This is a genomic window from Actinocorallia longicatena, assembly GCF_039534125.1.
GTDB classification, from domain to species: Bacteria; Actinomycetota; Actinomycetes; order Streptosporangiales; family Streptosporangiaceae; genus Actinocorallia; species Actinocorallia longicatena.
Map to the genome: position 1 here is coordinate 495,995 of NZ_BAAAUV010000002.1, position 22,747 is coordinate 518,741.

Genomic DNA, 22,747 nt, shown 5'->3' on the forward strand with positions numbered 1-22,747 from the left:
TCTCAGTCGGTGGAGATGAAGACGTTCTTGGTCTCGGTGAAGGCGTCGAGGGCGTCGGGGCCGAGTTCGCGCCCGAATCCGGATTCCTTGAAGCCGCCGAAGGGGGTCCAGTAGCGGACCGAGGAGTGGGAGTTGACGGAGAGGTTCCCGGCTTCGACGGCGCGGGCCATGCGGAGGGCGCGGCCGAGGTCGCGGGTCCAGATCGATCCGGACAGCCCGTAGGCGGTGTCGTTGGCGATGCGGACGGCGTCGGCCTCGTCCTTGAAGGGCGCGACGGTGACGACGGGCCCGAAGACCTCCTCGGTCCAGGCGGGGAGTCCGGCGTGGCCGGGCCCGGCGAGGACGGTCGGCGGGAACCAGTACCCGGGGCCTTCGGGCGCCGAGCCCTGGAACGCGATGGGGGCCCCGTCGGGCACGTAGGCGCGGACCCGGTCGAGGTGGGCGGCGCTGACGAGCGGCCCGACCTCGGTGGCCTCGGCTCGCGGATCCCCGACGATCACCCCCTTGACAGCCGGCTCCAGGAGTTCCATGAAGCGCTCGTAGGCCGTCTCCTGGACGAGGATCCGGGAGCGCGCGCAGCAGTCCTGCCCGGCGTTCTCGAAGACCGCGTAGGGGGCGCTGGCGGCGGCCTTCTCGAGGTCGGAGTCGGCGAAGACGATGTTGGCGCTCTTGCCGCCGAGCTCGAGGGTGAGCCGTTTGACCTGGGGGGCGCAGGCCGCCATCAGCTCCTTGCCGACCCGCGACGACCCGGTGAACACGATCTTCCGGACGGACGGGTGGTCGACGAGCCGCCGTCCGGCGATGGGCCCCTCACCGGGCAGCACCTGGAAGACGTCCTCGGGCAGCCCGGCCTCGAGGGCGATCTCCGCGACGCGCAGCGCGGTCAGGGGGGTCCATTCCGCCGGCTTGACGATCACGGTGTTCCCCGCGGCGAGCGCGGGGGCCGCTCCCCAGCCCATGATCGGCATCGGGAAGTTCCACGGCACGATCACGCCGACGACGCCGAGGGGCTCCTTGAACGTGACGTCCATGCCGCCCGCCACCGGGATCTGCAGCCCGGTGTGCCGTTCGGGCGCCCCCGCGTAGTAGCCGAGGACGTCGCGGAGGTTGCCGGCCTCCCAGCGGGCCTGCCCGATGGGGTGGCCGGCGTTGGCGACCTCGAGCCCGGCGAGCTCTTCGAGGTGGGCGTCGATCCGCTCGGCGAAGGCGCGCAGCAGCCGGGCCCTGTCGCCGGGGCCGACCGCCCGCCACCGCTCGAAGGCGCGGGCGGAACGCTCCACGGCGGCGTCCGTCTCCTCCGCGGAGGCGAGAGCGACGGTGGCGACGACCTTTTCGGTCGCCGGATTGATGACGTCCATCACAACCTTTCGAATCCCCGGAACATCTCCCAGTCGGTGATGGCCCGGTCGTAGGCGTCGAGCTCGACCTGCGCGTAGTTCGCGTAGTGGGTCACGACCTCGGGGGCGAAGACGTCGCGGACGACCGGGCTGGCGATCCAGTCGGCGCGGGCCTCCCGCAGCGTCCCCACGACGGTCGCCGCGCCGCTCGTGTAGGCGTTCCCGGTGAAGGGTTCCTCCAGTTCGAGCCCGTTGTCGATGCCGTGGAGCCCGGCGGCGATCAGGCCCGCGACGGCGAGGTAGGGGTTGACGTCGCCGCCCGGCACCCGGTTCTCGACCCGCAGCGACGGCCCGTGCCCGACGAGCCGCAGCGCGCACGTGCGGTTGTCGAGCCCCCACTTGATCGCGGTCGGCGCGAACGAGCCGGGCTGGAACCGTTTGTAGGAGTTGATGTTCGGGGCGTAGAGCAGGGTGAGGTCGCGCAGGCAGGCCTGCTGTCCCGCGATGAAGCTCGCGCCGAGCTCGGACAGCCCGTGCGGGCCCGGCCCCGCCATGACCGGCCTGCCGTCACCGTCGCGCAGTGAGATGTGGATGTGGCAGGAGTTGCCCTCGCGCTCGTTCGGCTTGGCCATGAAGGTCAGGGCCATGCCCTCCTGCGCCGCGATCTCCTTGGCCCCTGTCTTGTACAAGGAGTGGTTGTCGCAGGTGGTGAGCGCGTCGGCGAAGCGGAAGGCGATCTCGTGCTGGCCGAGGTTACACTCCCCCTTCGCCGACTCGACGTACATCCCGGCCCCGGTCATCTCGTTGCGGATGCGCCGCAGCAGCGGTTCGACCCTCGCCCCGCCGAGCAGCGAGTAGTCCACGTTGTACTGGTTGGCGGGGGTCAGGTCGCGGTAGGCCTTCTTCCAGGCCTCCTCGTAGGTGTCCTGGTAGACGATGAACTCCAGCTCGGTGCCCACGTAGGCGCCCCAGCCGCGTTCGGCGAGCCGGTCGAGCTGGCTGCGCAGGATCTGCCGGGGCGAGGGGGCGACGTCCGTGCCGTCCTCCCACACCAGGTCGGCGAAGACCAGCGCCGCGCCGTCCTGCCAGGGGAGTTCCCGGAGCGTCCCCAGGTCGGGACGCATCACGAAGTCCCCGTAGCCGCGTTCCCACGACGACATCGCGTATCCGTCGACGGTGTTCATGTCGACGTCCACGGCCAGCAGGTAGTTGCAGCCCTCGCTGCCGTGCCCCGCCACCTCCTCGAGGAAGTAGCGGGACGACAGTCGCTTGCCCTGGAGGCGGCCCTGCATGTCCGTGATCGCGATGATCACGGTGTCGATGCGGCCCGCCTCCACGGCCACGGCCAGTTCTTCCAGCGTCACGGCTAAACGGCCCTCAGTTCGTCCTCGATCGCTGCCAGTTCCTCAGCACTACCCTGAACCTTGGGTCCCTTGAACCACTTGCGGGCGGAGAGAATCCACCAGAGTCCCGATCCGCCGAGGACGACGGCCACGGCGAGCGGCGCGTAGTTGAAGGTGTCCTTGGTGACGGGGCTCGCCGTCGGGAGCATGAACAGGATCGCGATGAAGCCGACCCAGATGACGGCGAGGATGCCGACGGGCCTGCTCCACCGGCCGAGGCTCCACGGTCCCGGCTGGAAGTCCTCGCCCTGCCGGATGCGCAGGAACGTCGGGATGACGTAGGCGACGTACAGGCCGATCACGGCGATGGACGTCACGGCGTAGTAGGCGGTGAGGTTCCACAGCGCGGGGATCGTCAGGACGAACGCGCCGCCCGCGGCGAGCCAGATCGCGTTGGTGGGCGTCCTGGTCCGCTTGTTGATCTTGTGCCAGAAGTCGGAGGCCGGCAGCGCGCCGTCCCGCGAGAAGGCGTAGATCATGCGGGAGTTGGCGGTCACCGAGGCGGTGCCGCAGAAGAACTGCGCGCCGAAGGAGACCAGGATGAGCAGCCCGCCGACGGTCTCGCCCGCCGCCGAGGTGAAGATCCCCGGAACGCCGTCGGCCTGGGCCCCGGCGTAGTCCTGGATGGCGAAGGTGACGGCCAGCAGCAGGATCCAGCCCGCGATGACCGAGATCAGCACGGAGTTGACGATGCCCTTCGGCCCCGAGCGGGCGGCGTCGTGGGTCTCCTCGGTCATGTGCGCCGAGGCGTCGTAACCGGTGAGGGTGTACTGGGCGAGCAGCAGGCCGATCAGCCCGGCGTACAGGGCCGACTGCCAGCCCGTCCCGTTGACGAACTCGGTGAAGACGAAGTCCGCCGACTGGTGGTGGTCCGGCTTGAGCGCCAGGACGACCACGACGACCGCGACGCCCGCCACGTGCCACCAGACGCTGATGTTGTTGAGCAGCGCGACGAGTTTCACGCCGAACTGGTTCAGCAGCGCGTGGACGATCAGCAGCACCGCGAAGAGCAGGAACTTGTGGCCGAGCGTCACCTCGAAGCCGAACTCGAGATCCAGCCAGGTGTTCAGGAAGAACGCCGAGCCGTAGACGATGCCCGCGGTGACCGCGACCTGGCCCATGAAGTTGAACCAGCCGGTGAACCACGACCAGGCCGCCTGGTTGCGCTTGGCGAGCTTGGCCGACCAGTAGTACAGGCCGCCCGCGGTGGGATAGCTGGAACAGACCTCGGCCATCGCGAGCGCGACCAGGAGGGTCATCGCGCCGACGCCGAGCCAGCCCCAGGTGATGATCACCGGGCCGCCGCCGTTGAGGCCGATTGTGTAGGACGTCAGGCAGCCGCTCAGCACCGAGATGATGGTGAAGGAGACCGCGAAGTTGGAGAAGCCGGACATCGAGCGGCTGAGTTCCTGGGCGTACCCCAGTTCGTGCAGCCGTCTCTCGTCGTCGGACAGGGTCGGTTGGTCGGCGGGTTCTTTGACGCTCACAACGCCTCCGGGGGTCGGGAGCCGTAAACGGTCTAATGTCAGACCATTAACGATTATCCGGGGTAGATCGTCAAGACCCGAAACCGGGAAGTAACATCGAGGGCGGAGCCGACCACCGGGGGATCGTGATGCTCATCGACAGCGAGGCGACGGCCCTCGCGGCCGTGCTCCGTCCCGTGCGGGCGGGCAACGCCTTCGAGGAGACCGTCGAGCGGCTGCTCCAGGTGATCAAACTGCGGGTCGTCGACCACGGCGAGCGGCTCCCGCCCGAACGCGAGCTCGCCCCGCTGCTGGGCGTCAGCCGGGTGACGCTCCGCGAGGCCATCAGGGTCCTCCAGCAGGAGGGCTACGTGGAGTCCCGCCGCGGCCGCAACGGCGGCACCTTCGTCACCTACAAGCCGCCGCGCCCCCGCAAGGGCGACCTGGCCCGGGTCGCGGCCCGCCACGGCGACGCGCTCAACGACGCGCTCATCTACCGCCACGCCGTCGAGACGGGCGCCGCGCAGCACCTGGCGACGGTCGAGCTGTCCCCCGACCAGGAGTCCCAGCTCCTGGAGGCCCTCGCCGCCGTCAACACGGCCTCGATCGCCGAGTACCGCCGCCTCGACATCCGCTTCCATCTCACGATCGCCGAGCTCACCGGCTCGCCCCTGCTGGCCTCGGCCTGCGCCGACGCCCGGCTGCGCGTCACCGATCTCCTCAACGCGATCCCCGTCCTCCAGCCCAACATCGAGCACGCGGCCGTCCAGCACGCCGCCGTCGTCGACGCCATCCTCGCGAGCGACCCCCAGGCCGCCCACCAGGCCATGGCCGAGCACCTCGAGGGCACGGCCGCCCTCCTGCGCGGCTTCCTCGGCTGAGGCGCGCCGGAGGGCTCAGGCAGGCCCGCCGGAGACGAACTCCGTGCGCTCCCCCGGCGCGCCCGCGCGGCGGCGGGGCCACAGCACGAACACCAGCAGCAGCACTCCGGCCGCGACCCCGGCGGCACCGGCCGGCACCAGGAAGCCGAAGCGCAGGCCCATCGAGGCGGTCACCGACAGCCCCGGACGCCCGTCGAGCCGCAGGACGACCAGCGACCAGGCCCCGCCGGATTCGTCCCACTCCACGACCCGCTCACCGGCCCCCGCCGAAGAGGCCGCCCAGAACCCCTCGGCCCGCGGATCCTTCGGCGCATCGCCCTGGACGGGCCGGAACACCGCCCCGAACGGGTCGAGCCGCGCCCTCTCGAACTCCTCGTAACCGGCGCCGTTCAGGTAGGCCTCGACCTTGCCCTTCGGCCCGATCCCGACGAAGACGGGCGCCTCGGGATCCTCGGCGGCGACCCTGATCCGGAGCCTGGCCAGCTCGCCGACGTCGATGGAGGGGTTCGCGGTCCTCGCCTCGGCGTCCCCCACGTCGATCTCGTCGGTCTTGAAACCGGAGGTCGGGGTCGCGAACCGCGCCGACGGCGTCGCGAACCAGCCGCCCTCGCCGGCCTGGAGCCGTCCCGCCACGAGCCCCGCTCCCCCGGCCGCCAGCAGGACTACGGCCACCACGATCCCCAAGGCCTTCTTCACAGTTCTCCCTCTTTCGCGCGTCGTGCCGGGAATGGCGGCCTTCGCCCGGAGGTTGGCCACAGCATCCGTCATCACCTCTGGGGGCCGACATGTCCGATCACACCGTCGAAGGCACCGTAGCCGAGGGCTTCGAGCCGGTGCGGGAAGAGTTCGAAGCCTTCCTGGCCGGGGAGGAGCATCCGCCGGAGGCGCAGCTGGCCGTCCACCGGGACGGGGAGCGCGTGGTCGACCTGTGGGCGGGCGCGGAGACCACCGCGGACTCCCTGGCACCCGTCTACTCCATCACCAAGGGGGCGGCCCACTTCGTGGTGGCCCTGCTCGTCCAGGAGGGCGTCCTCGACCTCGACGGCCGGGTGGCGGAGCACTGGCCCGAGTTCGCCGCCCACGGCAAGGGGGACCTAACGCTCCGGCAGCTCGTCACCCACCAGGCCGGGGTGGTCAACATCGACGCCGGGCTGACCGTCGCGGAGCTCGCCGACGACCGGGTGGCGGCGGCGCTGCTGGCCGAGCAGAAGCCCGCCTGGGAACCGGGCGGCGGCTACGGCTACCACGCGTTCGTGATCGGCGCGCTGACCGGCGAGGTCGTCCGCCGCGCCACCGGGCGCACGATCCAGCAGATCTTCGAGGAGCGCGTCCGCGCCCCCTACCGCCTCGATTTCTTCCTCGGCCTCCCCGCCGGCGCCGAGGGCCGCTGCCTGCCGATCCTGCCGATGCTCCCCACCCCCGCGCAGCAGGCGGAACTCGCCGCGGCCGCGCCGCCCGAGCTCCTGGCCCATTCCTTCCTCATGACCGGCGACCAGCCCGTGGACCTGGTGGACTTCGTCAACACCCGGCACGTCCGCGCCCTGGGCCAGGCCTCCGCGGGCGGTGTCGGCAACGCCCGCGGCATCGCCGCCTTCTACTCCGCCGTGGTCTCCGCGTCCGGCGGACGCCCGCCGCTGCTGTCCCCCGCGACCCTGGACGAGGTCACCCGCCTCCAGGTGACGGGCACCGACCTGGTCACCGGCGAACCCGACCACTTCCTGCTCGGCTTCGAGAACCTCCCGCTCGTGCACCCGTCCCTGAGCCCCCGCTCCTTCGGACACAGCGGAGCCGCGGGGTCGCTGGCCCTCGCCGACGCCGGCCGGGGCCTGTCCTACGCCTACGTCCGCCGCCGGTTCGCCTACCCCGGCGGCGCGGCTCCGGAGAACGCCCGCCTCATCGAGGCCGTCACGGCGAGCGCGGACCGCTGACGCGGAAACGGCCCGGAACCTTCTCGCGGGTTCCGGGCCGTCCCTCACCCGGTCAGCCGATCAGGTGCTTCATCGCCTTCTTGACGAAGTCGGTGCGCGCCGCCTCCGTCGAGAACCCCTCCACGCCGAACCCGACGTAGACCGAGTCCTTCGTGACGACTCCCGCGCCCTCCTCGAAGGCCCGCACGGTGCGGATCCAGTCGTTGGGAGCGGCCGCCGAGCCCGCGGGCGGGCCGGGGACGGTCCAGCCGCCGAGATCCGCCTCGAACGAGGTGGAGCTCAGCGTGGCACCGTCGGCGGTGACGGTGGCGTCGTCGACGAAGACGCCGAGGAGCTGGGTGCCCCAGTCGCTCACGTAAGTGATCGACAGCTCGACCTTCTTGCCCGCGTACGGGGTCAGGTCGACAGCCCACTCCTGCCAGCCGCCGGACTTGCCGGAGGCCGCGTTCCACGCCCCGGTCGTGCCCGTGGGCGAGCAGTCGGCGCCCTGATAGTGGTCCAGGAACGGGTGCAGCGTGCGCCAGCCCGACGCGCAGCTGTCCCCGGTCTCCTGGGTGGTGTGGCCGTTGAGGTCGGGCAGGGTCGTCCAGTCGTCCTGGCCGACGGTGTGGGCCTCGACGAACACGTGGTCCCAGGCCGCCTCCGTCTCGTAGGACGTCTGGAAGGTGAGCTTGCCCGACGACTTGCCGGTGAGGTCGACCGTGCTGGTCAGCCTCTTGTAGGAGTCGTCCGCGACCTGGCTGTACACGTACTGGCTGCCGGTCCTGGGGTCGAACGGGGCCCCGCCGGGACGGTCCCACTTGATCGGGGCCGTGCCCGCGAAGTCCTTGTGCTTCTTCGGCGACAGGAAGCTCGACGTCGTCAGGAACGACGCCGTGTGGTCCTGGTTGTTCGCCCCCGTGCCGCCGTTGAGCGTCCCGGAGAAGCCGGCGAACGGCGTCTCGGTGCTCTTGACCGGGTAGGGCTGGCCGGTGGCCGGGTCGGTGCCCCCGCCGTCGATGTAGCTGTAGGCGCCGAGGTAGTACTGGAGGAAGTCGTTGAGCAGCGGCAGGCACGGCGGGTCGGACCTGACCGCGCACTCCGGCTGCGCCGGGACGTCCGGTTCGTACCAGTACACCCCGTCCGCTCCGGAAGCCAGCCCGGCCGACTTGCCCGCGTACAGCAGCTTGCCGCCCTCGTTGAGGTAGTCACGGACCGCCAGCTCGCTGGTCAGCGCCAGCTTGGCCGCGGTGCCGCCCGGCTGGCCGACCGCCCGGGTCACGATGTCGTCGCCGGTCTCCCAGACGACCGCCTTGTAGTGGCCGAGAACGCCCAGCGGATGCGGGGCGGTCCTGCCGTTGGCGTCGATGTCGTAGACGTCGGAGGTGTAGCCCGCCGCGGTGAGCGCCGCCGTGTAGGAGGCGGCGTACTTCGACGCCGTGACGCCCTGGACGGGGCTGGCGCCGGTGACGTCCTCGCCGGACAGCACGAGCACGTCCCCGCCGATGTCGGTGGCGACCTTGTAGGTGAAGTGGCCGCTCGCGATCGGCACGCCCTTCTTCTTCGCCTCGTACCAGGCCTCGACCGAGTCGCCCGGCGCGGTGCCGGTGACCGAGGCGCGGTACTCGCCGAAGTAGAGGTCGCCCTCGTCGCCGTACCGCTCGCCGCCGTTCCAGCGCGCGGCGGTGGCGGTCTTGGTGGCCCCTCCGTTGACCTTGTACTTGAGCTCGAGCGCCCGCAGCGACCTGCGGGCCTCGACCGCGACCGGCTGGGTCGTGCCGTGCGAGACGGTGAACGGGTCGATCACCAGGTCCGGGACGGTCCTGCCGAGCGAGGAGACGGGCTCGTCCGGGGTCTTCGCCGACTTCGCGACCGACAGGATGAACGGCAGGTTCTTGGTGAACTCCTGCTGGATCAGCGTCTCGTCGTCGGGGAAGTTGAAGACGCTCTCGCAGTCCCCGGGCAGCCACGGGTCGTCGGGGTCGACCTCGCTGGCCGACTGGCACGTCGACATCTCCGGCGTGATCGTCAGCGTGCCGTACCGCTGCGTCATGTGGCCGTCGGTCTCACCGTTGGTGGTGTACAGCTCCGCGCCGAGGTCCGGGTCGTAGCCGGGCACCGCCGGGGTGGCGTCGTCGCCGAGCAGGGCCTCGAAGATGTGGTCGTCGGGGGTGGGCGTCTGGGTCTGCCAGCCGACGCCGTACAGCAGGAGCTGGGCGGCCGAGTGGTAGTTGACCATGTACTCGGGGCGCAGCTTCGCGATGAAGGAGTCCTGGGTCTTGGTCTCGGCCTCGGAGTTCGGGGCGGAGCCGCGGTAGGTCTCGCTGAACGGGCTCGGCGAGGAGCCCTCGTCGTCGTAGCCCCACTTGTAGGCGAAGTTCCGGTTCGGGTCGACGCCGTCGCCGTTGGTGATGACGCCGTCGCCGTTGTTGTCCCGGGTGTTCTTGCGCCAGAGCCGGAAGTCGGGGTCGAAGGTCAGGTCGTAGCCGTCGACGTTGACGACCGGGATGAACCACAGGTCGGTGGTGTCGACGATCTGGGTGATCTCGGCGTTGGTGCCGTAGTTGTCGAGGAAGTGGTGGAGCTGCCGCCGGACGGTCTCCGGCGTGATCCACTCACGGGCGTGCTGGGCCGCCTGGATGACGACCGAGGGCCGGTTGCTGGGCGTCGGGAGCGTTCCCGCGCCCTTCGAGACGCGGACCGCGGTGATCGGCTGTCCCGATCCCGCGGTGCCGATGTCGACGGCCTTGGCGATCGCCGGGTGGTCGGCCGCCGCCTGGACGATCTCCTCCCGGATGTTGCCGGCACCGCTGTAGGGCCGGAAGACCCCGGCGCTCTTGGCCTTGAGCGACTTCTTCTTCTCGGGCTTGGCCTCGATCGGGATGCCCTTGGCCTTGAGGGACTGGCCCAGGCCGTAGCTCATGACGACCTCGACGGCCGTCTTTCCGTCGGCCATCGCGCCGAGCGCGATGTCCTCGTGGTCGAAGCCGAGGTCGCGGATGACCTTCAGCTGCTCGGGCGTGACCTGTCCTGCGAAGACCCTGAGCTTGTCGGCGGGATCGGGGGCGGCCGAGACCGTGGTGGCAGGACCTGCCACCAGCAGCCCGGCCCCGAGCACGATCGCCGCGCAGAACGACGTCAACCGGTGACGCACTGGCGCCTCCTGAACGTGGGACCGTACCTCCGGCCCCATCCGATGGGGGAAAGATCAGATTCGTTCGAGAAGACCGGCCGGTCAATCGCCCCGTCACAATGCGGCCAGAACCAACCGTGTTGGTGCCATTACGTAACCGGACCCAAACATGGGCAGATGAAAAAGAACCGCCGCGGTCCGATTTCTCGGATCGCGGCGGTTCTTTGATCTTAGTAGCGGGGACAGGATTTGAACCTGCGACCTCTGGGTTATGAGCCCAGCGAGCTACCGAGCTGCTCCACCCCGCGTCGGTAGGTTCAGCTTACGGGGGTGGGGCCGCTTGGGCAAATCGGTTAGCTCGGAGTGGCCGAGGGGCTGGCGGAGGTCGTCGGTGCGGTCGGCGGCTCCGTGGACGCCGGGGTGGACGGGGTCGTGGCCGGGGTGCCCGTCTTCTGGGCATTCTGGGCCGCGACGAGCTTCTGGATGGCCTCGCCCAGCTTCTTCTGGGCGGCGGCGTAGGCCGTCAGGTCCTGGTTCTTCAGGGCCGTCTGGGCCTCCTTGTAGGCGTTGTTGACGTCGTCGATCAGCGCCTGGATGCCCGCGGACGGCGCCGTGGGCTGTGCGGGTGTGTCGCCGCTGCCCTCGGTCGGCGGGACCTTGCCTCCGCCGGACAGGACCTGCTGGAGTGCCTCGCTGAAGGTCGGCGCGAAGCCGATCTTGTCGCCGAAGGAGACGAGGACGGAGCCGAGCAGCGGGAACTGCGGCGGGCTCGTGCTCTGCTGGTAGACCGGTTCGACGTAGAGGAAGCCGCCGCCGAACGGGATCGTCAGCAGGTTGCCGTACACGACCTGGGTGGTGCTGCCCGCGGGCCGGTTGAGGCTGCTGGCGACGGTCGGGTTGCCCTTGAAGGCGTTCTGCATCTGCCCGGGGCTGTTGATCGCGACCTCGCGGGGCACCTTCAGCAGCCGGAGCTGGCCGTACTGCCCGCTCTCCGGCACGCTGTCCACGGCCAGGTAGCCGGTCAGGTTGGTGCCGTTCTTGGCCTGGTAGGTCGTCGTCAGCGAGAAGCCCGGGTCACCGATCTTGGTCTGGCCCTTGCCCGGCGGCATCTGGATCGTCAGGTAGTAGGGCGGCTCGGTTCCCCCGTTGGAGGTCGGGTCGTCCGGGATCTGCCAGTTGTCCTGGCCGCTGTACAGCGACTGGGCGTCGGTGACGTGGTAGCGCGACAGGATGCCGCGCTGGACCTTGAAGATGTCGGCCGGGTAGCGCAGGTGCGGGTAGAGCTCGCCCTTGTAGGCCGTCTTCAGCTCGCCCTTGTCCTTGACGGTGCCGGGGAAGGCCTTCTTCCAGGTCTTGAGGATCGGGTCGCTCTCGTCCCAGGTGTAGAGGGTGACCGTGCCGTCGTAGGCGTCGACCGTGGCCTTCACCGAGTTGCGGATGTAGTTGACGTCGCCGCCGGTCTGCTTGACCCCGGACGGCCGCTCGCTGTTGCTGTCGAGCGTCGTCTCCTGGAGGTTGAGCCGCTCGGAGTAGGGGAAGCCGGAGGAGGTGGTGTAGCCGTCGAGGACCCACACGAGCCTGCCGTCGGCGGCGACCGGGTACGGGTCGCTGTCGACGGTCAGCCAGGGGGCGGCCTTCTGGACGCGGTCGCGGGGCGAGCGGTCGTAGAGGATGCGGGACCGGTCGCTCACCGAGCCGGACAGCAGGATGTTGCGGTCCTTGAACTTGGTCGCGTACAGGAGGCGGTTCACGAACGACCCGAGCGGGACGCCGCCGTTGCCGGTGTAGCGGGTGACCGCGCTGGTCGGGTAGTCGAGCTCGTCGTGGTCGCCGACGATCGAGTACTGGGGCGAGCGCTCACCGAAGTAGACCTGCGGCCGGGTGACGGTCAGGCTGCACTTGCCCGCCTTGTCCTTCGGCTGGCAGTCCTGCGGCATGCCGAACTGGTTGTAGACCGGGCCCTTGCGCTCGGGGCTCACCTCGTTGCCGGGCGCGGACACGAATCCGTAGCCGTGGGTGTAGGTCAGGTGCTCGTTGACCCAGCCGGGCGCGGTGCCCGGCGCGGTGGTCAGCTCGCGGACGGCCACGAGCGTGTCGTCCCTGCCGCCCTTGGCGTTGGGGTAGCGATCGATGTCCAGCGGGTTCGCGAAGTTGTAGAAGCCCTGGAGCTGCTGGTCGTTCTTGAAGGTCGGCGACAGCAGCATCGGGTCGAGCAGCCGGACGTTCGGCAGCGTCTTGCCGTACTGGTCGACCTGGTCCTTGGTGAGCGTCTTGGACGCCGTGTAGTCCTGCACCTGGACGCCGTCGACCCCGTAGGCCTTGCGGGTGGCCTCGATGTTGCGGGCGATGTAGGGCGACTCCTTGGCCAGCTCGTTCGGCTTGACCTGGAACTGCTGGATGAGCAGCGGGTACACGCCGCCGACGAGGATCGCCGACAGGACGAGCAGCCCGAAGCCGACGCCCGGCAGCATCATCCCGCGCCGCCAGATGTTGACGAAGAACAGGATCGCGCAGATCAGCGCGATGGCCGCGAGGATCGTCTTGGCGGGCAGGACCGCGTTGACGTCGGTGTAGGACGGCCCGGTGACCTTGCCGCGTTCGGAGAACGCGAGCCCCCACCGGTCGAACCAGTAGGCGACGGCCTTGAGCAGCACGAACGATCCGACCAGGACCGACAGGTGGGCGCGCGCCGAGGGGCTGGCCTTGTCGCCGGGACCCTGGAGCCGCAGCCCGCCGTACAGGTAGTGCACCGCGACGGCCACCAGCAGCGACAGGACGACCATGACGAACAGGAAGCCCAGCAGCAGCCGCAGGAACGGATAGGTGAACACGTAGAACGACACGTCCATGTGGAACTGCGCGTCCTTCACCCCGAACGGGGTGCGGTTCATGAAGGCCAGCCAGGTGCCCGACTGTCCCGCCGAGGACAGGCCGGTGAACAGGGCGATCGCGGCCAGCAGCCCGATCGCGGCGAGCCTGCGATGCGGGTCGATCGCGTTGCGGTACCGCTCCAGGCCCTGCTGCTCGACCGAGACGGGCCGGTAGGCGGGACGCAACCGGTAGGCGATGATCATGTTCGCCGCGACGGCCGCCGCCATGAGCAGGCCGCCGCCGAAGAACAGCATCACCTTGGTCCACAGCAGCTTGCTGTAGACCCCGGAGAAGCCGCCGCCGAGCGAGCGGTACCAGAGCAGATCAGTCCAGATCCCCGCGAACACGAAGTACAGGGCGACCAGGACCGCGAGAGTTATCAGCACGGGGGCCAGCAGCCTGGGTCTGCTGCCCGGGATGCGCCTGCCGAGGCCGCCTGGGGTTCGGAAGCTCACGCTTCCCTCCGATTCGTAGGGGTGACGCTTTTACGAGCACTGCATAGGCAACTTATCGACAACCGCGCCGGTTCCCGATCGAACCACCGCTTCAACAGCGGAACAATGAACTCATGACGCATTTGGAAGAGGCCGTGAAGAGCATCGAGCAGCAGGTGGGCTGGGACACCCAGCCGCAGATGTTCGCGCTGGTGGAGACCGCCGAGCTGCTGCGGGTCCAGCCGGATCTGGCCAGCACGCTGGGGCTCGACGAGTCCGACACGTTGACGGCCGTCGACCAGGGCGAACTTCCCGAGGGCGACATCGGCGCGATGCTCTCCGGAATCGTCTGGCCGGAGACCGTCCAGGGGTGCGCGCTGGCCATGGTGCGGGTCACGCTCCCGCCGGAGGTCGAGGACCAGATCCCCGAGGACGGCGACGCGGTGGCGTGGGCGACGGCGCACCCGCTGCACGAGGAGCTGAAGATCGTGGTGGGGGTGCTGCGCGACGGGCAGCGGCACGCGGTGCTGCGCATCCGCCGGCACGAGGACGAACTGCTGTCGGCGGAGGACCTGGTGCCCGACCTGACGGACGCGCTCTCCCAGACCCTCCTGCCCGACGACTGAGCGAGATCTGCTCCCGAGGTCTACTCCGCGGTGCAGCGGGGCAGGTCGGTGGCGGCGGCGCCCTTCTCCAGCGAGGTCACCGCGCTGTCGAGGGTCTCGGCCTTCACGAGCCTGAGGCCCTTGGGCGCCGCGCCGAGCGCCTCGGCGCAGTTGCCGGGGGGCACCAGGAACATGACGGCCCCCGCCTTCTTCGCGGCGATCATCTTCTGCGGGATGCCGCCGATCGGGCCGACCTTCCCGGCGACGTCGATGGTGCCGGTGCCCGCGATGAACCGGCCGCCGGTGAGGGAGCCGGGGGTCAGCAGGTCGTAGATGCCGAGGGAGAACATCAGGCCGGCGCTCGGGCCGCCGATGTCACCGACGCTGATCTTGACCTCGAACGGGAAGACGTACTTCACGCCGGGCGTGATCCCGATGACCGCCCGGCCGTCCTTGCCCTGGGCCATCGTGAGGTCGAAGGTCTGCTCCTTGCCGTCGCGCTCGATCACGACGGTCGCCTTGTCGCCGGGCTTCTTGGACGCGAGCGTCTTCACGACGTCGCCCGCCTCGACGATCTTCACCCCGTTGACCGAGACGATCACGTCGTTCGGCTTGAGCTTGCCGTCGGAGGGCAGACCGGGCTGGACGGAGGCGACGGCGGCCACCGTCTTCAGCTCCGTCTTCTCGCCGTTCTTGCGGTTGAGCTGGGTGAGGGCCGCCGCGACGGCCGTCTGCTGGGAGTCGACCATCTGGGCGACGTTCTCCTGCTCGACCTGCTCGACCGTCTCGTTCTTCGGGAAGATCGTCTCCTGGGGGACGACCGCGCGGTCGGGGTTGAACCAGTCGCGCAGGGCGCCGAAGAGGTCCAGCGGGTTCTGCGGGCCGCCGGTGTAGGCGACGGTCGTGAAGTTGAGGTGGCCGTCGTCGGGGAAGGTCGGATGCCCGGTGATCGTGATCAGGGGCTTCTTGTCCTCGCCGACGCCGAGGGTGTTCATGGTCGGTCCCGGCCGCAGCGACACGTACGGCACGTGCATGATCGAGGCGATCAGGGCCAGCACGAGGATCAGCACGCTCGTGACGGAGAGCGTCAGGGCCCTGCGGTGGGGCAGCCTGCCGGTCTTGCCCTCGGGGTTCTCCGGGTTCTCCGGGTTCGAGGACGTGGGGATCTCGGTGACCATGCGCGCAAGCCTATTCCGCGATCAGCAGGCCCCGACCCACTCGGACTCCCCGTCGGCGAACAGTTGGTGTTTCCAGATCGGAACCTGGTGCTTGAGATCGTCGATGAGCCGGCGGCAGGCGGCGAACGCCTCGGCCCGGTGCGGCGCGGCCGCGGCGACCACCACGGCGAGGTCGCCGATCTCCAGGTCGCCGACCCGGTGGACGGCCGCCAGCGCCCGCACGGGGAAGTCCGCGGCGATCTTCTCCATGACCTCGCGGAGCTGCTCCTGCGCGGTCGGATGCGCGCTGTAGGAGAGCCGCGTCACCGCCCGCGAGTCCTCCTCGCCCTGCGCCCGGTCGTGATCGCGGACCTGGCCGACGAAGAACGCCACTCCGCCCGCGGAGGCGTCCTTCACCGCGGCGACGACCTCGTCGACCGACAGCTCGACGTCACGGATCTCGGCGAGTCTGATAACCGTCACGGGGCTGAACCTACCTTCTGCCAGGGGCTGTTTTAAAGTCGGCGCCCGTGGCGAGCGGCGTCCAGGTGCGTGCCTCGCGGGGGCGGAGGAGGGAGTCGGCCTGGTTGGGGCGGCGACCGACGACAACCCCGTGAGGTGCGTGCCTGGGCGTCGCGTAGTAGGGCAGGTGGCTTTGAAACAGCCCCTAGATGCGCCGCTTCTTGCGGGCCCTGCGGACGGCCGCGGCGGCGCCGATGACCGCGACGGTCGCGCCGGCGGCGGTCGCCATCGTGGCCTCCTTGCCGCCGACCCTGCGGCCCACCACGGCATGGCGGCCCGTCGACTCGGCGAGCAGGGCCCTCAGGGTGGAGGCGTTGTCGTGGGCGGGCTTCCATCCCGCGGCGCGGAGCTGCGCGCAGTCCACGACCCACGGGTAGACGACGTAGTAGAGGTCGGTGGCGGGCGCGGGGGTGAGGCCCAGCCGGTGCAGCCGCTGCGCGGTGCCGAAGGTGAGGGCGGCCGGCAGCTCGAAGCTGCGCTTGCCGGTGATCTCCTCGACCTCCTCGCCGGTGAGATGGCCGTCGCAGCCGACCGCGACCACCCCGGAGACCTCGCCGAGCGCGGCCAGCTCCAGCGCCGACACCAGGTCCTCGACATGGCAGAACTGCCAGCGCGGCGGCACGCCCTTGGCCGTGAGCAGGCGCGGCGCCTCGAAGTGGCGGGTGACGACCGTGTCGATGCCGGGCCCCGCCAGGGCCGCGGGCCGGACGGTCGTGATCTGCATCGACGGGTGCAGCGGCCGGGAGGCGAACTCCTCGATCTCGAGCAGGTCGCCGATGATGCTGCTGTCGGGCTCGGCCGCCATCGGGGCGTCCTCGGGCAGCGGCACGGCGTTGGCCGCGGACGCGCCGTAGACCGCGGCGGAGGAGAGCAGGACCACGCGCTGCACGCCGGATCCGGCCGCCGAGGCCAGGACGGTCTGCGCGGCCCGCACGTTGTAGGTGCGGCGTTCCCTGGGATCGGTGTCCGGCGACCGGTCGAAGGCGGTGTGGACGAGGATGTCGACGTCCGACAGGCGCTGGGCCAGCAGGGGGTCCCGCACATCCACGACCCGCCAGGTCACTCCCGGCACGTCGCCCCGCTCCTCGTCGAGGGCGATCACCTTGGCGAACGCGCCCGAGGCCGCCAGCCGCGCCGTCAGCGCGTGGCCCGTCCCGGACGCCGCCCCGGTGATGGCTATGACCTTCTTCTCGGCTGTGCTCACGGCGAACGCCCCCTCCCCCGGCCTTTGATCGCTTCGGAAAGCGACTACCTTGAGGTTATGGCCTATCTTCGCAGCCTAAGGCGTAACCGATGAGTGATAACCCCTTCGGCTTCAACCGGCCTTCGGACGACGACGGCGGCGACAAGCCCAACGACCCCTTCGGCATGGGATTCGGCGCGGCCGGCCCAGGTGGGGGCGATATGCAGCAGTTCGCCCAGATGCTCCACCAGTTCGCCGACATGCTCGGCGGAATGGGCGGCGCCGGTGGCGACGGGCGTCCCGTCAACTGGGAGATGGTCAAGAACATCGCCCGGCACACGGCCGTCGAGTCGGGTGACCCGTCCGTGGTCGACACCGAGCGCAAGCAGGTCAAGGACGCCCTCCAGCTCGCCGATCTGTGGCTGGACGAGGCGACCTCCCTGCCCGCGGGCATCCGCACCCCGCAGGCCTGGAGCCGGTCGGAGTGGCTGGAGTCCACCCTTCCCGTCTGGGAGAAGCTGGTCGACCCGATCGCCGCCCGCATGGTCGAGGCGATGGGCGGCGCCATGGGCGGCCCCGGCGGCGAGATCCCGCCGGAGATGGCCGCGATGGCGGGACCGCTGATCGGGATGGTCAAGCAGATGGCCGGGGCGATGGTCGGCGGCCAGACCGGGCAGGCGCTCGGCACCCTGGCCAAGGAGGTCATCGGCTCGGCCGACGTGGGGCTGCCGCTGGCACCCGAGGGCGTCGGCGCCCTGCTCCCCGCCGGGGTGACGGCCTTCGCCGACGGCCTGGAGATCCCGCTCGACGAGGTCCGTCTCTACCTGGCGCTGCGCGAAGCGGCCCACCAGCGGCTGTTCGCGCACGTCCCGTGGCTGCGCCAGTCCCTGCTGAGCGCCGTCGAGGACTACGCGCGCGGGATCAAGGTCGACCTGTCCGGGCTCGAGGAGAAGATCGCCGGGATCGACCTCGCCGACCCCGAGGCCCTTCAGCAGGCCCTGGGCGGCGGCGAGATCCAGCTGACGCCGGAGGAGACCCCGGAGCAGAAGGCCGCCAAGGTCCGGCTCGAGACGCTGCTCGCGCTGGTCGAGGGCTGGGTCGGCCAGGTCGTCGCGACCGCTTCGGCCAACCGGCTGCCCTCCTCCGACCGGCTGGCCGAGGCCGTCCGGCGGCGCCGGGCGACCGGTGGCCCCGCCGAGCACACCTTCGCCGCGCTGATCGGCCTGGAGCTGCGGCCCCGCCGCCTCCGCGAGGCCGCCGCGCTGTGGCAGTCGCTGAGCGGGCTCAAGGGCACCGACGGCCGCGACGCCGTCTGGGACCACCCCGACCTGCTGCCCACCGCGGAGGACCTGGAGAACCCCGACGCCTTCCTCCACCCGCCGGAGATCGACTTCGACCTGTCGAAGCTCGACGACACTCCCCCCGCCGAGGAGCAGTAGGTAGTACAGATAGGTCCATGACCTCGCTGTACGACGACGCTTTCGGCGTTCTGACCGCCTGGATCGCTCCCGACGAGTCCCAGGAGAAGACCCGCCGCACGTTCCTGGAACATCTCGCCGCCCATCCGGACGGGATGTTCCGGGAGTGCGCCGCCGGGCACATCACCGCCAGCGCCGCCGTGCTGAACGCGGAGCGGACGCACGTCCTCCTGACGCTGCACAAGAAGATCAAGATGTGGCTGCAGCTCGGCGGCCACTGCGAGCCCTCGGACACCGCGCTGGCCGCCGCCGCGCTGCGCGAGGCCACCGAGGAGTCCGGGATCTCGGGGCTGATCATCGACCCCTTCCCCCTCCAGCTCGACCGGCACGCCGTGAAGTGCCATCCGGGGGGCTCCTTCCATCTGGACGTCCAGTACCTCGTGACCGCGCCCGAGGGCGCCGAGATCGCCATCTCCGAGGAGTCGGACGACCTGCGCTGGTTCCGCACGGACGATCTCCCGGAGACCGACTCCGTGGTCCACTCCCTGGTCAGGCGCGCCCTTGCCCGGTGAGAGCCGGTCACGTATATTCGTAAGCGAATATACGGATGCGAAGGAGGTGGGAGCATGGCGAAGCTGAGCCCGCTGGCGCTGGCCGTCCTGGTCATGCTCTCCGAGCGTCCGATGCATCCCTACGAGATCGGCAGGCTCATGCGCAGCCGGGGCAAGGACCAGAGCATCAAGATCCGCTACGGGTCGCTCTACACGGTCGTGCAGAACCTGGAGAAGCAGGGCCTCGTCGAGGCCGACGGCACCGACCGGGCGGGCAACCGGCCGGAACGGACCGTCTACAGCGTCACCGGGACCGGCCGTGAGGCCATGGACCGGCGGCTCAGCGAGATCATCGAGCTGCCGGAGAAGGAGTATCCGGCGTTCGAGGGCGCGCTCTCCCTGGTCGGCGTCCTCGGCCCCGACCGGACCGTCGAGCTGCTGGAGCGGCGCCTCGCCGCGCTGGAACGGGAGCTCGCCGAGGGACGGGAGGTCTACGACCACCTGATCTCCGACCTGCGGCTGCCGCGGCTGTTCCTCATCGAGGTCGAGTACGCGGCGCACCAGAAGCGGGCCGAGGCCGACTGGGTGCGCGGGCTGCTGACCGAACTGAAGGAGGAGACGATCGACGGCATGTCCGCCTGGCGGTCGTTCTTCGGCGGCGGTGGCTTCCCCGAGGAGTGGAAGGACCGCCCCTTCGCAGCGTCCGAACTCGGCCTGAACGAGGAGGCACCCGAGAACTGAGACATCCCGGCCCGGCGCCCATCTCCGCCAAGATCTGAAGCGCCGCGACCGGGATCGCACGACCCCACGGCCGGAGCCGGCGGTGCCGCTGCACCAGCTTATCCGTCGATCGGCCGCGAACCCATCGACGAAGGAGCGGCATTCCCATGCCCGAAACAGGCACGCCCTTTTCCATCGAGGCCCACGGCCTCACCAAGACCTACGGGGACGTCCGGGCGCTCGACGGCCTCGACGTCTCCGTCCCGAGCGGCACCGTGTTCGGGCTGCTCGGCCCCAACGGCGCCGGAAAATCGACCGCCGTCAAGATCCTCACCACGTTGGCGCGGCCGACGTCCGGGACCGCCCTGGTCCAGGGCATCGACGTCCTGCGGCACCCCGGCCGGGTGCGGCGGAAGATCGGCGTGGTCGCCCAGAAGTCCGGCAGCGATCCGATGGCCACCGGCCGGGAGAACCTCGTGCTCCAGGGGCGCCTGTACGGCGTCGCCGATCCGCGGGCCCGCGCGGGCGAGCTGCTCGCCAGGTTCGACCTCGCCGATGCCGCCGATCGCCTGGTCAAGGGCTACTCCGGTGGGATGCAGCGGCGGCTGGACGTCGCGCTCGGCCTGATGCACCGGCCCGAGCTGCTGTTCCTGGACGAGCCGACGACCGGCCTCGATCCCGAGGCGCGGGCCGCGATGTGGCTGGAGATCTCCCATCTCGCCGGGGAGGAGGGCATGACCGTCCTGCTCACCACCCACTACCTGGAGGAGGCCGACCGGCTGGCCGACCGGATCGCCATCGTGGACCGCGGCAGGGTCGTCGCCGAGGGGTCCCCCGACGCGCTGAAGGGCGAGCTGCGCGGCGACGTCGTCCAGGTGGAGCTGCCGGAACCGGCGGACCCGCTGGCGGAGTCGGTGCTGGCGGGGCTGCCGGGCGTCCGGGACGTCCTGGTCGCCGGCCGGACGATCTCCGCCCGCAGTGACGACGGGGCGGGCGCCGTCCCGTCGATCCTCGGCGCCCTGGGCGAGGCGGGGACGGCCGTCGCGGCCGTCACCGTGGCCCGTCCCTCGCTGGACGACGTGTACCTCCGGCACACCGGCCGCCGCTACAGCCAGACCGCCGAGCAGGAAGGGGCGTCGCGATGACGACCGTGCTGAACCACACCTGGTACCTGACCGGACGGCGGCTGAGGGCCGTCTCGCGGCAGGCGGCGTTCCTGGTGATCGCGCTGGTCCAGCCGGTGATCTGGCTGTTCCTGTTCGGCCAGCTGTTCCGGCGGGTGGTCGATCTGCCCGGTTTCGGCGGCGGCTCCTACCTCGACTACCTGATCCCCGGGATCGTCGCGATGAACGCGATGTCGGGGAGCATGTGGGCGGGCATGGGGATGATGGAGGAGATCGAGCGCGGGACCCTCAACCGGTTCCTGGTCTCCCCCGCCAGCCGGATCGGGCTGATCAACGCCAACGTGGTCGAGCTGGGCGTCACCAACGTCGTCCAGGCAGTGATCATCATGCTGCTGGGCTGGGCGGGCGGCGCCCGGTATCCGGGCGGGGCCGCCGGTCCCGCCGTGATCCTCCTGGCGGCGATCCTCGTCGGGGTCGTGTTCGGGTCGCTGTCCAACGCGATCGGGATGCTGGTCAGGGAGCGTGAGGCGATCATCGGCCTGAGCACGATGCTGATGCTGCCGCTGACGTTCCTGTCCTCGGCGTTCATGGCGCCCGCGCTGATGCCGGACTGGATGCGGAAGGCCGCCGCGGCCAACCCGCTCGACTGGGCGGTCACCGCCGGACGCGAGGCCATGTCGGCCGACGTCGACTGGGGGTTCGTCGCGATCCGCTGCGGCGGGCTGCTGGTCCTCGCGGCGGTCTGCGTGGCCCTCTCGGTCCGGACCTTCCGGATCTACCAGAAGTCGGTCTAGCTGAGCAGGGCCCGGGTGTTGTCCCAGCCTTCGAGACCCGGGTCCAGCAGGTGGACGTCGCCCGGGGTGCGCAGGCGGTGCCAGCCGGGGCTCTTGAACACCGGGCCCGCCTTCCGCAGCACGTCCAGGGCTTCGGGATCGTCGAAGGCGATCTCGGGGAGCCAGGACGGCAGCGGCAGGCGGGCCGCCAGCGCGACCAGGCCGCCGCCGGCGGCGGGCGAGACCGCGACGTCCCGGCTGCCGAGGGCGCGGAAGAGCTTTCCCAGGATCAGGCCCGGCAGGTCGGGGGCGTCGGGAGCGACGACCACGGCCTCCGTCGCGCCGAGCCGCTCCAGCCCGCGCAGGGCGTCCAGCGGGGTCGCCGCGACGACCACCGGGGTGCCGGGCCAGATCACCGACTCCGCCAGGTCGGCGAGCTCCGCGGGGGCGGCCACCGCCGGACGGACGAGATCGAGGGCGTGGATCACCTCGTAGACGTCCTCGAACAGGGCGTCACGGTAGGCCTCGGGGTCGACGCCGGGCGGGGCGGCCGCGTGCGGGGCGGCCAGGACGGCGGCGAACCTCAACCGGTGGCCCCGAAGTCGATCTCGGCGGGCTCGCCCGAGTGGAAGTCCTCCGCGGTGCCCAGATTGGCGGCGGCGGCCACGCCCTCGAGGTAGCCCCGGGCCCGCTCGGTCTTCGGGTAGGCCGCGACGAGGTTCCAGAAGGCGGCGTTGTGCCCCGGTTCGAGCAGGTGCGCCAGCTCGTGGATCAGCACGTAGTCGACCACCCAGGACGGCATCTGCTTGAGCATCGAGGAGATGCGGATCGTGCGGTCGTCGGGGGTGCAGGAGCCCCAGCGGCTGCGCTGGTTGTCCACCCACCGGACGCTGCTGGGCCTGGCCCGGCCGTTCAGGTAGCGGCGGGAGAGGCCCATCGCGCGGTCCAGGAGATCCTCGTCCGCCTCGGGCGCGCGACGCCTTCGCTCGCGGCCCTCCAGGCGTTCCAGGATTCTCGCGATCTCGTACTCCTCCTCGGCCTGGGAGAGGCTCGAGGGCAGGAGGACGATCGTCTTGTCGCCTTCGCGATAAGCGGAAACAGTTCTGCGGCGTCGGGCGCTGCGGCGAACCTCGACGTTCGGGGGCACGGGCCAACCGTAGCCCAAACTTTGCGATTTCCACAGGGGTGGACGGGAGGTTTTCGCAGGTCAAGTCCAGCTATATGGTGATATCCCCAGGGGTTGTCCACAGGCCCCGGGGCCC

19 protein-coding genes and 1 tRNA gene are annotated in these 22,747 nt (G+C 70.4%); 8 read left to right on the forward strand and 12 right to left on the reverse strand.

All coding sequences use genetic code 11. The annotated features are described in order from the left end of the window. Positions 1–2: 2 nt before the first annotated feature. The 3 genes from ABD785_RS05340 to ABD785_RS05350 are packed head-to-tail and all read right to left on the reverse strand — an operon-like array spanning position 3 to position 4,227. On the reverse strand, positions 3–1,358 hold the full coding sequence (locus ABD785_RS05340) for an aldehyde dehydrogenase family protein (RefSeq protein ID WP_344822735.1): 1,356 nt from the start codon (positions 1,356–1,358) through the stop codon (positions 3–5). Continuing rightward, complete coding sequence (locus ABD785_RS05345; protein WP_344822737.1) at positions 1,358–2,701, reverse strand: glutamine synthetase family protein; 1,344 nt, start codon at positions 2,699–2,701, stop codon at positions 1,358–1,360. The genes ABD785_RS05340 and ABD785_RS05345 overlap by 1 nt, the downstream gene beginning before the upstream one ends. Positions 2,702–2,703: 2 nt before the next feature. Continuing rightward, a complete protein-coding gene (locus ABD785_RS05350) occupies positions 2,704–4,227 on the reverse strand; it encodes an amino acid permease (RefSeq protein WP_344822739.1) in 1,524 nt (507 codons plus the stop codon). A 128-nt stretch (positions 4,228–4,355) separates the two neighbouring features. Between ABD785_RS05350 and ABD785_RS05355 the strand changes: the two genes are divergently transcribed. Beyond that, a complete protein-coding gene (locus tag ABD785_RS05355; protein ID WP_344822742.1) occupies positions 4,356–5,087 on the forward strand; it encodes a FadR/GntR family transcriptional regulator in 732 nt (243 codons plus the stop codon). Between the two features lie 15 nt (positions 5,088–5,102). Here ABD785_RS05355 and ABD785_RS05360 read toward each other — a convergent pair whose 3' ends face one another. Next, complete coding sequence (locus ABD785_RS05360; protein WP_344822745.1) at positions 5,103–5,783, reverse strand: hypothetical protein; 681 nt, start codon at positions 5,781–5,783, stop codon at positions 5,103–5,105. An 89-nt stretch (positions 5,784–5,872) separates the two neighbouring features. Between ABD785_RS05360 and ABD785_RS05365 the strand changes: the two genes are divergently transcribed. Then, the gene (locus ABD785_RS05365) at positions 5,873–7,015 is read left to right on the forward strand and encodes a serine hydrolase domain-containing protein (RefSeq protein ID WP_344822748.1); all 1,143 of its coding nucleotides are present in this window, start codon (positions 5,873–5,875) and stop codon (positions 7,013–7,015) included. A gap of 52 nt (positions 7,016–7,067) precedes the next feature. On the opposite strand, the gene ABD785_RS05370 is transcribed toward ABD785_RS05365, so the two are convergent. The 3 genes from ABD785_RS05370 to ABD785_RS05380 form a co-directional block, all read right to left on the reverse strand. After that, positions 7,068–10,148 carry a M14 family metallopeptidase gene (locus ABD785_RS05370; protein WP_344822750.1) on the reverse strand — a complete coding sequence of 1,027 codons (3,081 nt, stop codon included), beginning with the start codon at positions 10,146–10,148 and terminating at the stop codon, positions 7,068–7,070. Between the two features lie 213 nt (positions 10,149–10,361). Then, positions 10,362–10,435, reverse strand: a tRNA-Met gene (locus ABD785_RS05375). A 45-nt stretch (positions 10,436–10,480) separates the two neighbouring features. Continuing rightward, the gene (locus ABD785_RS05380; RefSeq protein ID WP_344822753.1) at positions 10,481–13,453 is read right to left on the reverse strand and encodes a UPF0182 family membrane protein; all 2,973 of its coding nucleotides are present in this window, start codon (positions 13,451–13,453) and stop codon (positions 10,481–10,483) included. 113 nt (positions 13,454–13,566) lie between these two features. Here ABD785_RS05380 and ABD785_RS05385 point away from each other — a divergent pair, with 113 nt between their 5' ends. Next, positions 13,567–14,058, forward strand: coding sequence for a PPA1309 family protein (locus ABD785_RS05385; RefSeq protein ID WP_344822756.1), 492 nt, complete (start codon positions 13,567–13,569; stop codon positions 14,056–14,058). 20 nt (positions 14,059–14,078) lie between these two features. Here ABD785_RS05385 and ABD785_RS05390 read toward each other — a convergent pair whose 3' ends face one another. The 3 genes from ABD785_RS05390 to ABD785_RS05400 all read right to left on the reverse strand — a co-directional run bounded on the left by ABD785_RS05390 (position 14,079) and on the right by ABD785_RS05400 (position 16,920). Beyond that, positions 14,079–15,215 carry a YlbL family protein gene (locus tag ABD785_RS05390; protein WP_344822758.1) on the reverse strand — a complete coding sequence of 379 codons (1,137 nt, stop codon included), beginning with the start codon at positions 15,213–15,215 and terminating at the stop codon, positions 14,079–14,081. A 21-nt stretch (positions 15,216–15,236) separates the two neighbouring features. After that, positions 15,237–15,677 carry a molybdenum cofactor biosynthesis protein MoaE gene (locus tag ABD785_RS05395; protein ID WP_344822761.1) on the reverse strand — a complete coding sequence of 147 codons (441 nt, stop codon included), beginning with the start codon at positions 15,675–15,677 and terminating at the stop codon, positions 15,237–15,239. Between the two features lie 184 nt (positions 15,678–15,861). Then, on the reverse strand, positions 15,862–16,920 hold the full coding sequence (locus tag ABD785_RS05400; RefSeq protein ID WP_344822765.1) for an NAD-dependent epimerase/dehydratase family protein: 1,059 nt from the start codon (positions 16,918–16,920) through the stop codon (positions 15,862–15,864). Between the two features lie 89 nt (positions 16,921–17,009). Here ABD785_RS05400 and ABD785_RS05405 point away from each other — a divergent pair, with 89 nt between their 5' ends. From ABD785_RS05405 to ABD785_RS05425, 5 genes are all read left to right on the forward strand, one after another. Continuing rightward, complete coding sequence (locus tag ABD785_RS05405; RefSeq protein WP_344822767.1) at positions 17,010–18,338, forward strand: zinc-dependent metalloprotease; 1,329 nt, start codon at positions 17,010–17,012, stop codon at positions 18,336–18,338. 17 nt (positions 18,339–18,355) lie between these two features. Further along, the gene (locus ABD785_RS05410) at positions 18,356–18,889 is read left to right on the forward strand and encodes an NUDIX hydrolase (RefSeq protein ID WP_344822770.1); all 534 of its coding nucleotides are present in this window, start codon (positions 18,356–18,358) and stop codon (positions 18,887–18,889) included. 54 nt (positions 18,890–18,943) lie between these two features. Beyond that, on the forward strand, positions 18,944–19,609 hold the full coding sequence (locus ABD785_RS05415) for a PadR family transcriptional regulator (protein WP_344822772.1): 666 nt from the start codon (positions 18,944–18,946) through the stop codon (positions 19,607–19,609). 146 nt (positions 19,610–19,755) lie between these two features. Beyond that, positions 19,756–20,733: an ATP-binding cassette domain-containing protein gene (locus ABD785_RS05420; RefSeq protein WP_344822775.1), complete on the forward strand. Its 978-nt coding sequence runs from the start codon at positions 19,756–19,758 to the stop codon at positions 20,731–20,733. Next, entirely contained in the window at positions 20,730–21,506 is a 777-nt protein-coding gene (locus ABD785_RS05425; RefSeq protein ID WP_344822777.1) for an ABC transporter permease, read from the forward strand. Before ABD785_RS05420 ends, ABD785_RS05425 begins: the two co-directional genes overlap by 4 nt. Here the strand turns inward: ABD785_RS05425 and ABD785_RS05430 are convergent. Beyond that, positions 21,503–22,072 (reverse strand): hypothetical protein, encoded by a 570-nt coding sequence (locus tag ABD785_RS05430; RefSeq protein ID WP_344822779.1) that lies wholly within the window; start codon positions 22,070–22,072, stop codon positions 21,503–21,505. The two genes, ABD785_RS05425 and ABD785_RS05430, sit on opposite strands and share 4 nt — an antisense overlap. After that, the gene (locus tag ABD785_RS05435) at positions 22,069–22,632 is read right to left on the reverse strand and encodes a M48 metallopeptidase family protein (protein ID WP_344822781.1); all 564 of its coding nucleotides are present in this window, start codon (positions 22,630–22,632) and stop codon (positions 22,069–22,071) included. Before ABD785_RS05435 ends, ABD785_RS05430 begins: the two co-directional genes overlap by 4 nt. Positions 22,633–22,747: the final 115 nt, after the last annotated feature.